Source organism: Aerococcus sanguinicola, assembly GCF_001543145.1.
Classification (GTDB): Bacteria; Bacillota; Bacilli; order Lactobacillales; family Aerococcaceae; genus Aerococcus; species Aerococcus sanguinicola.
On the sequence record NZ_CP014160.1, the window covers coordinates 952,967 to 965,210 of the forward strand.

10 protein-coding genes are annotated in these 12,244 nt (G+C 49.9%); 8 read left to right on the forward strand and 2 right to left on the reverse strand.

Annotated features, from left to right (window positions below; all coding sequences use genetic code 11):
- Window positions 1-7: 7 nt before the first annotated feature.
- Together mnmE and mnmG are read left to right on the forward strand one after the other, a co-directional pair.
- Entirely contained in the window at window positions 8-1,399 is a 1,392-nt protein-coding gene (gene mnmE / locus AWM72_RS04195; protein WP_067973690.1) for a tRNA uridine-5-carboxymethylaminomethyl(34) synthesis GTPase MnmE, read from the forward strand.
- A gap of 24 nt (window positions 1,400-1,423) precedes the next feature.
- Window positions 1,424-3,328 carry a tRNA uridine-5-carboxymethylaminomethyl(34) synthesis enzyme MnmG gene (gene mnmG, locus AWM72_RS04200; RefSeq protein ID WP_067973693.1) on the forward strand — a complete coding sequence of 635 codons (1,905 nt, stop codon included), beginning with the start codon at window positions 1,424-1,426 and terminating at the stop codon, window positions 3,326-3,328.
- A gap of 964 nt (window positions 3,329-4,292) precedes the next feature.
- Here mnmG and AWM72_RS04205 read toward each other — a convergent pair.
- Window positions 4,293-4,508, reverse strand: coding sequence for a hypothetical protein (locus tag AWM72_RS04205; protein WP_067973697.1), 216 nt, complete (start codon window positions 4,506-4,508; stop codon window positions 4,293-4,295).
- A gap of 545 nt (window positions 4,509-5,053) precedes the next feature.
- Here AWM72_RS04205 and AWM72_RS04215 point away from each other — a divergent pair.
- The 4 genes from AWM72_RS04215 (at window position 5,054) to AWM72_RS04230 (ending at window position 9,696) form a co-directional block, all read left to right on the forward strand.
- Window positions 5,054-6,214 carry an MFS transporter gene (locus AWM72_RS04215; protein ID WP_067973704.1) on the forward strand — a complete coding sequence of 387 codons (1,161 nt, stop codon included), beginning with the start codon at window positions 5,054-5,056 and terminating at the stop codon, window positions 6,212-6,214.
- 253 nt (window positions 6,215-6,467) lie between these two features.
- Window positions 6,468-6,797, forward strand: coding sequence for a DsrE family protein (locus AWM72_RS04220; RefSeq protein WP_067973707.1), 330 nt, complete (start codon window positions 6,468-6,470; stop codon window positions 6,795-6,797).
- A gap of 8 nt (window positions 6,798-6,805) precedes the next feature.
- Window positions 6,806-7,522, forward strand: a complete 717-nt coding sequence (gene rsmG / locus AWM72_RS04225; RefSeq protein WP_067973711.1) for a 16S rRNA (guanine(527)-N(7))-methyltransferase RsmG — start codon at window positions 6,806-6,808, stop codon at window positions 7,520-7,522.
- A 1,319-nt stretch (window positions 7,523-8,841) separates the two neighbouring features.
- A complete protein-coding gene (locus AWM72_RS04230) occupies window positions 8,842-9,696 on the forward strand; it encodes a VOC family protein (protein ID WP_067973714.1) in 855 nt (284 codons plus the stop codon).
- 330 nt (window positions 9,697-10,026) lie between these two features.
- Here the strand turns inward: AWM72_RS04230 and AWM72_RS04235 are convergent, their stop codons facing one another.
- On the reverse strand, window positions 10,027-10,206 hold the full coding sequence (locus tag AWM72_RS04235) for a hypothetical protein (RefSeq protein WP_067973718.1): 180 nt from the start codon (window positions 10,204-10,206) through the stop codon (window positions 10,027-10,029).
- 344 nt (window positions 10,207-10,550) lie between these two features.
- On the opposite strand from AWM72_RS04235, the gene AWM72_RS04240 reads away from it, so the two are divergent.
- Window positions 10,551-11,315: a ParA family protein gene (locus AWM72_RS04240; protein WP_067973721.1), complete on the forward strand. Its 765-nt coding sequence runs from the start codon at window positions 10,551-10,553 to the stop codon at window positions 11,313-11,315.
- Window positions 11,305-12,237, forward strand: a complete 933-nt coding sequence (locus AWM72_RS04245; RefSeq protein WP_067973725.1) for a ParB/RepB/Spo0J family partition protein — start codon at window positions 11,305-11,307, stop codon at window positions 12,235-12,237. The genes AWM72_RS04240 and AWM72_RS04245 overlap by 11 nt, the downstream gene beginning before the upstream one ends.
- The last annotated feature ends 7 nt before the right edge of the window (window positions 12,238-12,244 follow it).

Below are 12,244 nucleotides of genomic sequence, written 5' to 3' on the forward strand. Positions count from 1 at the left end.
TGGGTTTATGTTTACGGAAGCTTTTGATACGATTGCTGCGATTTCGACGGCGCCTGGTGAAGGGGCGATTGGGATTGTGCGCCTGTCAGGGACGGAAGCGGTTGAGATTGCGGATAAGATTTATCGGATGGGGAAGAAGCACTTGGTGGACCAAGATAGTCACACCATCCACTACGGGCATATTGTGGACCCCAAAACGGACGAGGAAATTGATGAAGTTATGGTGAGCGTGATGCGGTCGCCGCGGACCTTTACCCGGGAAGATATTGTGGAGATTAACTGCCATGGGGGAATGCTGGCGACCCAGCGGATCTTGGAATTGGCCCTGCGCGAGGGCTGCACCATGGCGGAACCGGGGGAATTCACCAAGCGGGCCTTCCTGAACGGGCGGATTGACTTGACCCAGGCGGAAGCCGTGATGGATGTGATCCGGGCTAAGACTGACCGGTCCATGCAGCAGGCGGTCAACCACTTGGACGGCCACTTGTCTTCCATTATCAAGGACCTGCGCCAGGACATCCTCAATACCCTGGCCCAGGTCGAGGTGAACATTGATTACCCGGAATATGATGATGTGGAAGAGATGACCCTCTCCTTGCTCGCTGAGAAGACAGCCCAAGTTAAGGAAGGCATCCAGTCCCTACTAGCCACCTCCAAGCAAGGGAAGATCCTGCGTGATGGTCTGAATACCGCTATTATCGGCCGCCCTAATGTGGGCAAGTCCAGCTTGCTCAATACCTTGCTTAGAGAAGACAAGGCCATCGTGACCGATATCGAAGGGACCACCCGCGACACCATTGAAGAATATGTCAATGTCCGCGGCGTGCCCTTGAAACTGATCGATACGGCCGGGATCCGGGAAACCGATGACCAGGTGGAAAAAATCGGCGTGGAACGGTCCCGCCAAGCCTTAGAACAAGCGGACCTGGTCCTTCTTTTGCTCAACCAGAGCGAGCCTTTGACCGATATGGACCGGGAATTATTGGAACTAACGTCAGGGAGCCAGCGGATTATCATCTTCAATAAGACCGACCTCCCCCAAAAACTTGATCGGACCGAATTAGCGACCTACTTAGGCGATGATCCCGTGATCGAAACGTCGATGGTCGAACGGAGTGGCTTGGATCGCCTAGAAGAAGACATTGCAGACCTCTTCTTTAGCGGGCAGACGGGCGAACGGGATGCCACTTATGTGACTAATTCCCGCCACATCGACCTCTTGCAGAAGGCCGACCAAGCCCTGGATGATGTGGAAGCGGGAATTGCAGCCGGCATGCCGGTAGACCTCATCCAGATCGACTTTACCCGGGCTTGGGACTTGCTGGGTGAAATTACCGGCGAGAGCGCTCCTGATGAACTGATTACCCAACTCTTTACCCAATTCTGTTTGGGCAAGTAATGGACATAAAGAAAGGATGAAAGAATGGTAGAACAATTTGCAGCTGGAGACTATGATGTCATTGTTGTTGGTGCTGGCCATGCAGGCTGTGAGGCGGCGCTAGCGACATCTCGGATGGGACAAAAGACCCTCCTTATCACGATTTCTATCGATATGGTGGCCTTCATGCCTTGTAACCCCTCGATCGGTGGGCCGGCTAAGGGAGTTGTCGTCCGCGAAATCGATGCCCTCGGTGGTGAAATGGGGGTCAATATCGATAAGACCTACATCCAAATGCGGATGCTCAATGTGGGCAAGGGGCCGGCTGTGCGTGCCCTTCGCGCCCAAGCCGACAAGGAAGCCTATGCCCGGACCATGCGCCAAACCGTCGAAGCCCAAGAAAACTTAGACTTGCGCCAAGGCATTGTCAGTGACTTAGTTGTTGAAGAAGGCCAGTGTCGGGGCGTCATCACGGAAACTGGAGCGGTCTTCCGTAGCCAGGCCGTTATTCTAACCGTTGGGACAGCTGCCCGGGGTGAAATTATTATCGGCGACCTGAAATATTCTTCTGGTCCCAATAACTCCCAGGCAGCCACTGAACTGACCAAGAACCTAGCTGAGAAATATGGCTTTGACATTGTCCGCTTTAAGACCGGGACTCCACCCCGTGTGGCCAAGGATAGTGTCGACTATGACCAAACCAGCATCCAACCTGGGGACGAAACGCCCCACCACTTCAGCTTCCTCTCTGATGACGAAGACTACCTACCCGCTGACGAGCAGATTCCATGCTGGTTGACCTATACCAATGAAGGTACCCATGAGATTATCCGCGAAAATTTAGACCGGGCGCCTATGTTCACGGGGATTGTGGACGGGGTCGGTGCTCGTTATTGCCCATCCATTGAAGACAAGATTGTGCGCTTTGCCGACAAGGACAAGCACCAACTCTTCTTGGAACCGGAAGGCCGCTATACCAATGAAATCTATGTTCAAGGCCTGTCCACCTCCATGCCTGAAGAAGTCCAAGAAGCTATGATCCACTCCATCAAGGGCTTGGAAAAGGCCCGCATTATGCGTGATGGCTACGCTATCGAATATGATGTGGTTCGACCTAACCAATTGAAGATGACTTTTGAAACCAAGCATATTGACAACCTCTATACAGCTGGCCAGACTAATGGGACCTCGGGCTATGAAGAAGCAGCTGGCCAAGGTCTCTATGCAGGGATTAATGCGGCCTTGAAGATCCAGGGCAAGGACCCCTTCATTATTGGTCGTGACGAAGCTTATATCGGCGTCATGGTGGATGACCTGGTCACCAAGGGGACGACGGAACCCTACCGCCTCCTCACTTCCCGGGCCGAATACCGGCTCCTCCTCCGCCACGACAATGCCGACCTGCGCCTGACCGAATACGGCCGCCAGCTCGGCCTGGTAACGGACGAGCGCTACCAACGCTATCTCTTCGAACAAAATGCCGTCATGTCCGAGCTCAACCGCCTACAAACGACCCGGCTCAAGCCAACTGCTGAGCTCCAAGCTTACCTAGAGGACAAGGGGTCTTCCCGCTTGAAGGACGGCATCCTGGCCGCTGACCTCCTCAAACGCCCCGAACTCAAGATTACTGATATCTTGAAATTCGCCCCATCCGACACCGACTACCCCCACGAAGTCTGGGACCAAGTCGAAATCCAAGTCAAATACGCCGGCTACATCGAAAAAGCCCAGCGCAACGTTGACAAACTCCACCGGATGGAATCCAAGGTCATCCCTGAAGACATCGATTGGGATGCTATTGAAGGTATCGCCACCGAAGCCCGCCAACGCCTCGCCGAAATCGGCCCTCGCACCCTGGCCCAAGCCAGCCGCGTCTCCGGCGTCAACCCCGCCGACATCTCTATCCTTGCTGTCTACTTACAATCAGGGAAAGTTAAGAGGAGGGTGTAGAATATAAATTGTGCTAGTGAGCATCCGTTATGCTTTTGAATTTGATCCTTAAATATTCAGAGGATCAACACTGGCTAAAGCCGTCTTGTACTTTATCCGTAAGTCGCTATCGCTCCAACGGCTAAAGCATAGCACCGGTTCGAGCCATGGTCTCTCACCTAGCGAGATTCAAACGGTTCGTACGGCTAGAGCCTACGATCCGTAATTCTCTTCGCTTGCTTTTTCATGGCTAAGGATCAAATTCAAAGCTCCACTCTTGCTCATAAGGACCTGGTTAAGTAATTTTGATTCAATTCTTAGTATGCAGTATCACTAAAAATCAAAGAGTGTCTATCTTACTGTATTCTGAAATTCGATCTTCTCTACCTCTAATCAACCTTCAAACAAAAGCCTGGATTGTGGGTTGGCTGCTGTCAACACACAATCGAGACTTTCGAGTGGGGATTGCTGGGTTTCAAGACACAGTCGGGGTCTTCGAATGGGGCTTGCTAGATTCCAACACCCACTCAAGCCCTTCGAGTGAGGCTTACTGGGGGCTAACACACACTCAAGTGTCTCGAGTGTGGTCTGGCCTTATCAAGAATCGCTAAAAAATAAGGAAAACCAAGCCTACAAGGATGAAGGACCTTGTAGGCTTGGTTTTTCTGCTTGTGCTAAGTAAGGCCCAGGCCTTAAGTCAGCGCTATTCCAATCCAATAAATAAAATCGACCAGCAGCTCCGAGCCTTCAGAAGCTTGCTGGTCGTATACAATATGATTTATTTTTCCTTTGACTTCCGAGCCCGTTGATCCTTCACTGCTAGAAGGAGGAAGAGGGCGGTGGATAGGCTGAGTAAGAAATATTGGATGCTTTGATCTGCATGGACAAAAGCTATCAGGTTGAAAAATAGAAAAAGATAGATTAATGAATTAGAATGTTTCATACATTTAAAAGTAAGTCGGCCTTACCTTTGCTTCACCTCCTATCACTGACGATCTTTCTTGCCTTCTTCATAGAAATACTTGGCCAAGCGGGTCAGTGGCCAACACATAATGGCTATAGAGATGACAAAAATGAAGAGGCGGAAGAAGTAGTTCTCCCAAGAGTCAAAGTCGCGGAAAATACTGAGGACAGAATAGACAATAAAAATCCGAGTCGAATAGCCGATCAATTGATTTTTATACTGCTTAAAGAAATCCATGAAATCCCTCTATTTCTTAGTCTTCGGTCTGCGAAAGACCATACCTAAAATACCAGCAAGGATGAAAAAGGAAAGAGAGAGGAGCATCCGATGGCTAGGTGAGGAGAAGTGCTCGATCAGCAAGATGTAATTACTAATGAGCAGACCAGCTATAATGAGCAATTTGATTAATTCCGGTGTGCGGTATAAGAATTGGTGAACTCTATCCATAAAACGCCTCTCCTTTCGCTGTCTGTCTTTCATTTACACTTTTATTTTAACAAGAATAAGAAGCGCTTTCAAAGAGCTTGCCTTCTATTCGCTATTTATGAAGCAATTCTTATATGGTTCATTGTTCCTTAATCGAAATGACCGTTCCGTCAAGAGAATTGCTTACTCAGTTTCTATATTCACTAGGTGCTTTAGCGGCAAGTTCAATTCCCAGCAACTAGTCCATCCCTTTTCTCATGAATCTTTTAGGGGGCTAAGCTTGACTTTTCGATCAAAGATTGCCAAAATGATCGAATACAATGATATTGGTGAAGCTTTTAGAGTGGAGGTAGAATATGACGAGAAGTTTACGGGGAAATGACCAAGCCATGCCCTGGCCGGTGATTCTCCTGATGAGTGTGATTACATTATTAGCGATTATTTCTGAACTGCTGCCTGCGGGTTTGTTGCGGGAGATGGGTGAGAGCCTGTCAGCGGATTATTCCATGGTGGGTCAGTTCGTGGGGGCCTATGCCTTGACAGCCGCCTTGGGAGCGATTCCCGTGACCCGGCTAGTGACCAAGGTCAACCGCCGTCCCCTCTTGATCGCGGTAGTCTTAGGCTTTGGCCTGGGAAATTTACTGACGGCCATCTCGCCTTACTTCTGGTTGGTTATGGGGGCCCGCTTGATCGGTGGGGTCTGTGCCGGCTTGATGTGGTCCATGTTGGCGGCCTACACCCTGCAGATGGTGCCGGCTGCCCATGCTGGTCGGGCGGTAACCCTGGTCTTCTCAGGTTCAACGATTGGCCTGAGCCTGGGCGTGCCCTTGATGACTTACATCGGCCAGGCCATGCACTGGCGGCTGGCCTTTGGGATGGTGGCGCTAGGTTTCTTCATCGTCGCCGCTCTGGGTTATAAGCTCCTGCCCTCAGTCCCTGGCCAATCCAGCGCTCACTTGATCAGCCCCAAGGATATGGTGAAGAACCGCAATGTGATGATGGTCGTTGTCCTCACCTTCCTCTTCGTCTGCGCCCACTACACCAGCTATGTCTACATTCAAATGATTGCTGAACGCTTGGGCATGGGCCTTCAAGCCATGCAGATTGTCTTTGGACTCGGAGCTATCTGTGCGGTGGTTGCGGTGGCCCGTCTCATCGACGACCATCTCAAGTCCATTATGCTGACGGTTTTTATCATCGGAATTATCGCTATGGCCATCTTCATCTGGGGCGCTTCCTCGCTCTGGTTGGGCTTCATCGGTATGTTCCTCTGGGGGCTCAGCTTCGGTCCGATTTCGACTTTGATGCAGACAGCCACCACCCGGCAAACCTCAGAAGGCCAAGACATTGCCATCTCTCTGCAGACGACTAGTTTCGACCTGTCGATTATGATTGCTAGTGGGGTGGGGGCCTTCCTCTTGAAGTCATTTGGCCTGTCCGCGACCCTGCTCTTTGCCATCTTTATGTTCGTCCTGGGCCTTGCCCTAGTGGTGACCCATCCTAAGAATTTTGAATAAAGTTATTCTTTACGAAACGAGCGGTGCTCGTGAGCATCCGTTGCGCTCCTGTTTATAGTGCTTGGTAAATAAAATACTAATTATTGAAGTGATGAAATTGAATCGTTCTATATTAGTTAGTATTGGTGACCAGTGGCTAAAGTGTTATAAACTTACTAGCTAAATCCTCCTAGGCACGGACTTGGGAGGATTTTTTTGTGGAAGGAAGTATGCTATACTGACAGTGATAATAGACGAGAAGGAGTCGATCGGAATGAAACGTGTGGTATTCCATGTCCATGAAATGAAAGCATGGCCAACCTTATTTACGTATTTAGAAAAAGCCTATGAAGTAAGCCCTGACCTTAAAGCGGTAGTTGTTGCCAATGGGGCAGCTGTCCGTCTGGCTGACCGTGAGGAGCTCCTCGACCAGGCCAAGCCTTGGTTAGACCGCGGAGTGACCTTCGAACTCTCCAAACCCAGCCTAGAGCGGGAGGGCATTGACGAAGACCGAGTGGCCCAAGTCGGCCTAGCTGTCGCTCTGGATGGGGTAGCAGCCCTGATTGACTACCAACACGACCGCTATGCCTACATTAGAGTCTAGGAGGCGCCATGAATCCCGAACAATTCCAAAAACAAGTCCAAGACGCAGGTCTCTCACTGACCGACCAACAAATGGCCCAATTCGCCCGTTACTATGAACTCTTGGTCGAATGGAACGAGAAGATGAATCTCACTGCCATTACCGACCGCGATGAGGTCTACCTCAAGCACTTCTACGATTCCCTGACCCTGGCCTTCCACGTTGACCTCAGCCGTCCGCTGACCCTAGTGGACGTCGGAGCAGGCGCAGGCTTCCCAAGTATCCCGCTCAAGATTGCCTTCCCAGAGCTCCAGGTCACGATCGTGGACAGCCTCAAAAAACGGATTGGCTTCCTGGATACGGTCATTGACGAACTCGGCTTAGACCAGGTTCAAGCCATCCACGACCGGGCCGAAACATTCGGTCAGAACAAGGCCCACCGTGCCCACTATGACCTAGCCACCGCCCGCGCCGTGGCTCGGCTCTCTGTCCTCGCCGAATTCTGCCTCCCCCTAGTCAAAAAAGACGGCCTCTTCGTTGCCATGAAGGGGGCCCAGGCAGAAGACGAACTCGCGGACGCCAAGAAAGCCATCGCCACCCTCGGCGGAAAATTCCTAGAAGACATCGCCTTCGAACTCCCCGAAAACGCCGGCGAACGCCACATCATCCGCATCGCCAAGAAAAAAGAAAGCCCCAACAAATACCCCAGAAAACCCGGCACCCCAGCCAAAAAACCAATTCAGTAAACACAGGGTGTGAGGGCTAGCGGGAGAAATAGACCTCTGGAGCCAAAAGCCAGAGAAGACTGAAGGTCTTCGGCGGATTTTGGTGAAGAGGAGCTATTTCTGCTAGCCTGAACCCGACTAGGAAAGGGTGAGAGCAAGAGCGATTAGCTTTGGATGCTTGGAGTAAGTCGGAATAAGGGCAAGCTATACTTGCGCGTTTCCGACTTGCGAAAGCACTCCAAAGCTGCTCTTGCGAACCCGACTAGGGTGAGAGCAAGAGCGCACAATTCCTACACAAAAGCTTCGAATGCGGCCTGTAAGCACAAAATTCATTAGAATACAGCAATACTATTTTCTAAAATCATCTTCAACAAGCTAGCAAGCTCTTAGCTAGCTTGTTTTCATTATGTTGGGGCAAGCTAGCTTGTCTAGCCGCTGCCCAACTTTCAAATAGATATGGACTTTGAAAGTAGAGGAGGTCGAACTTTTAAATGGAAGCGGAGTTTGAGAGTAGCACGGACCCAACTCTTAAATGGACGAGGAGTTTGAAAGTAGCGTGGACCCAACTTTCAAATGGACAAGGAGTTTGAGAGTAGCGGAGGTCGAACTTTCAAATCGAACTGGTATTTGAAAGTTGCCACCATCTTACTCACTAATAAATGCCTATCAAGACAGTTTAATTCAAAATAAAAAGGAAGCAGCAGATTTTTCAACCATCTACTGCTTCTTTTTTGCTTATCTCTGTTTTAGTGTCAGTGACTAATGATTTAAAAAATTTATTACAATTGTTTTGAGCAGGAGCGGAGCTTTGAATTTGATCGTTAGCCATGAACAAGCAAGCGATGTGAATTACGGATAGTCGGCGTAAGCCGTTACTAGCCGTTTGAAGCTCGCTAGGCGAGAGACCTTGGCTCGAGCCGGTGCCATGGCTCTTCAACGATCAAATTCAATAGCGGAACGGATGCTCTCCAATACCATGCATCAAAGCTTCCTTATTTTTTTCAAATTCAGGCCAAGCACATATAAAATCAGGATCAAAAATTGAAGGGCAAAAGGAATCGTCACAGAGAATATGCTTTCGATGAGGGCCAGGACTAAGAAGATAAAGAGAGCATGCAAAGAAGTGATTATGAAAGACCGTAAAATTTCTCGCGACATAAGCATTCCTCCTCAAAATTAATTCAATGCTTTCATTAAAGTCAGACTAACACATTAAAGCGCTTCAGCCAAATGAAAAAAACAGGCCAAGACTTATTGCTTCGATTCAGAAATAAAACATGCTAGACTGGTTACTGAATGTAAGTGAAGACGGAAAAATAAAACAAAGGAGCAATTATTTTATGACAAGACAGGTGACTGAATCAGCGACTAAAGTAAGGACGCGAGCGGTGGCGATCAATGCCCTGGACCCCAAGATTTTAGCGAATTTCTACCAAGAAACAATTGGTCTCAGCCAAATTGAGGTCAAGGATGAGGTGTATTACTTAGGGACAGCGGATGGTCAGGTCCTTCTCGAGATCTATCCGACTGATGAGCGTAAGAAGGACTATACGGGTCTCTACCATATGGCCTTCCTCCTGCCCAGCCGCAAGGACCTAGCCAATAACTTCAAGCACCTCCTCCAGGTCAAAGCGCCCCTGGATGGTGCTTCCAACCACGGCTACAGCGAGGCCCTCTACCTCCAGGACCCTGAGGATAATGGAATTGAAATCTATGCTGACAAGGACCGATCTGAATGGGATATCAATGAATCAGGGGCTATCGCTGGGATCGTTGAGCCTATAGCGGCAGAGGAAGTCCTCGCCCTGGCTGAAGCAGGCGACTACCAGGGCATGCCGAACGGAACCATCATGGGCCACATCCATCTCCACGTCCATGATATCGAAGAAACCCTTAACTTCTACTATGACGTGATGGGCCTCGGCGTCAAATTCCTCATGGGCAAGTCCGCCCTCTTCATGGCGACCGGTGACTACCACCACCACCTTGGGGCCAATGTTTGGCGCAAGGACATCGACCCACAGGCAGACTACACCAGCCAGGGTCTCCGCGAAAGCATCTGGCAGGGGAGCCAAGACGACCTGGACTGGGTGGAAGACCAACTCCAAGCCAAGGCGATCGACTATGACAAAGACGGCTCCAGCCTCATCTTCCACGACCCCGCCCAAACCCAAATTCGCTTAGTGTTAGCATAATTAAAAAGCCGTTCAAGCAAGACTGAGCTGTCTTGTTTGAACGGCGTTTCTATTTTTTGTTTTAATTTTTATTTTAAAGACTAGTAATTAAATAACACGTTTAGACAATTTATTTATGAGCAGTAGTGAAGCTTTGAAGTTGGTCGTTAGCCATGAAAAGCAAGCATTATGAATTACGGATAGTTGGCGCAAGCCTTACTAGCCGTTTGAAGAATGCTAGGTGAGGGACCTTGGCCCGAACCGGTGCCATGGCTTTTTAACGACCAAATTCAAAAGCGAAACGAATGCTCATTCATGCTATTAACATATTACGTATTTCTATTTAATTTCTTAGTCTTCCTCCTTCCGACCCTCCCACCAGTAGTAGAGGACGATGAGGAAGGCGATATTTCCAGGTATGGAGCTAAAGGCCTCCAAGAGGGCGGGTGACCAAAAGTATTCCAAGATACCGTTTAAGAGTGTATCGATGATAAGACACCAAAAAACAATTTTTAAACTGGAGCGTGGCATATCGGTTCCTCCTTGCTTAGGGGGCTGAGCTCGCTTTTTCAATAGGCGAGCAAGTGATGGTTGGCAAGTCAATACAAATAAATGTTTACGCTTACATGATAACATGCTAGGCTTTTGGCGTGAAATGATAGGCTCCTAACTTGTAGAAGTCTTCTAAAGATAAAATTATGAGCACAGGGGGCTTTTTTTTGATACAATAAAGTAGACAGATTAGAATATGTGCGAAGAATGTCAGACTCGAGCTGGGATTCGGAAGAAATGCGAGGGGGAAGGAGCGCATTTCCTTCCTTTTTTCTTTCTTGGCTTGTGACTGCGCGGCAAGCGACTAAGGAGGTAATTAAAATATGGGAAAGGTAATTGCGGTTGCCAATCAGAAAGGTGGCGTTGGTAAGACCACCACGACAGTGAACCTGGCGGCCTGCCTGGCTTACAATGATAAGAAGGTTCTCTTGATCGATAGCGATGCCCAAGGGAATGCCAGCAGCGGCCTAGGGATCAACAAGGCAGAGGTCGAAGAGGATATCTACGATGTGCTCATTAATGGCAAGGACTTGGCAGATGTGACCCTGCCTTCTTCCCGGGAGAATGTGGATGTTGTCCCAGCGACCCTGCAATTGGCGGGGGCTGAGGTGGAATTGACCAATGTCCCCCACCGCGAGCAGCGGATGAAGGAGGCTATTGCAGCGGTTCGCGACCAGTATGACTATATCTTTATCGATTGCCCGCCTTCCCTGGGCCATCTGACCCTCAATGCCTTCACCGCAGCGGATTCCGTCCTCATTCCTGTACAGAGTGAGTACTATGCCTTGGAGGGGCTGAGCCAGTTGCTTAACACTATTCAACTGGTTCAGAAACACTTCAATCCGCACTTGAAGCTGGAAGGGGTCTTGATGACCATGTATGACGCGCGGACCAATCTCAGCAATGAAGTGGTCCAAGAGGTGCGCAAGTACTTCGGCGACAAGGTCTATGACACTCTGATTCCGCGCAATGTCCGTTTATCCGAAGCCCCTTCTTATGGCCTAGCCATTATCGACTATGACAAGCGATCGCGGGGTGCGGAAGTCTATCTTGAATTAGCAAAGGAAGTGCTGGCAAATGACGACTAAGAACCGTGGTTTAGGTAAAGGGATCGGCGCTTTCTTCTCCGATGAAAGCAATCCTTTTGAAAAAGATTATATCGGAAGCGACAGCCAGGGTCCTGCCCAGGCGCCGCTTGATCCTGATCATGAGCAGGTGGTAGAGGTTGCCCTTGATGAGATCCGCCCCAACCCTTACCAGCCGCGGCTCAATTTCTCAGAGAAGGCCCTGCAAGAGTTGGCGGATTCCATTGCGGAGCAGGGGCTCCTCCAGCCTATTATCCTCCGCAAGTCGGCTATTAAGGGTTATGAGATTATTGCAGGGGAGCGCCGTTACCGGGCGACCAAGCTGAATGGGGCAGAGACCATTCCCGCCATTGTGCGCGAGATGACCGATGCCCAAATGATCGAAACTGCGATCATTGAGAACTTGCAGCGGGAAGACCTAACGCCCCTAGAAGAGGCCCAGGCCTATCAGAATTTAATTGATAGCTTGTCTCTGACCCAGGCTGAAGCGGCCAAGCGTTTGGGTAAGAGCCGGTCTTATATTGCCAACTACCTCCGCCTTTTGGATCTGACACCGGAAGTGAAGGAATTGGTCCAAGACGGCGACTTGTCCATGGGCCAGGCCCGGACGCTTTTGGCCTTGAAGAACCCTAAAGACCAGACCCGACTAGCCAAGAAGGTGGTCAATGAGGGGATGACGGTCCGCCAATTGGAGAAGATGGTCCAGAGCCTGAATGAACCCGTCGAAGCTCAGAAGAGTCAGAAGGTCCAAGCGCCGCAGAAACCGACCTATATCCGTGAGAGTGAAGACCTCTTGATGGACAAGTTCGGGACCAATGTGCAGATCCAGAGCAAGGGGGACCACGGCAAGATCGAGATTGAATACTTGTCCGAGGAAGACCTGACCCGGATCTTAGATTTATTGAATATTCGCCTAGATGATTAAGGAGGGG

Excerpts from the sequence above, each read along its gene's own strand:
- mnmE (WP_067973690.1), top strand. The coding sequence starts at position 8 with ATGTTTACGGAAGCTTTTGATACGATTGCTGCGATTTCGACGGCGCCT.
- mnmG (WP_067973693.1), top strand. The coding sequence starts at position 1,424 with ATGGTAGAACAATTTGCAGCTGGAGACTATGATGTCATTGTTGTTGGT.
- AWM72_RS04205 (WP_067973697.1), bottom strand. The coding sequence starts at position 4,508 with ATGGATTTCTTTAAGCAGTATAAAAATCAATTGATCGGCTATTCGACT.
- AWM72_RS04215 (WP_067973704.1), top strand. The coding sequence starts at position 5,054 with ATGACGAGAAGTTTACGGGGAAATGACCAAGCCATGCCCTGGCCGGTG.
- AWM72_RS04220 (WP_067973707.1), top strand. The coding sequence starts at position 6,468 with ATGAAACGTGTGGTATTCCATGTCCATGAAATGAAAGCATGGCCAACC.
- rsmG (WP_067973711.1), top strand. The coding sequence starts at position 6,806 with ATGAATCCCGAACAATTCCAAAAACAAGTCCAAGACGCAGGTCTCTCA.
- AWM72_RS04230 (WP_067973714.1), top strand. The coding sequence starts at position 8,842 with ATGACAAGACAGGTGACTGAATCAGCGACTAAAGTAAGGACGCGAGCG.
- AWM72_RS04235 (WP_067973718.1), bottom strand. The coding sequence starts at position 10,206 with ATGCCACGCTCCAGTTTAAAAATTGTTTTTTGGTGTCTTATCATCGAT.
- AWM72_RS04240 (WP_067973721.1), top strand. The coding sequence starts at position 10,551 with ATGGGAAAGGTAATTGCGGTTGCCAATCAGAAAGGTGGCGTTGGTAAG.
- AWM72_RS04245 (WP_067973725.1), top strand. The coding sequence starts at position 11,305 with ATGACGACTAAGAACCGTGGTTTAGGTAAAGGGATCGGCGCTTTCTTC.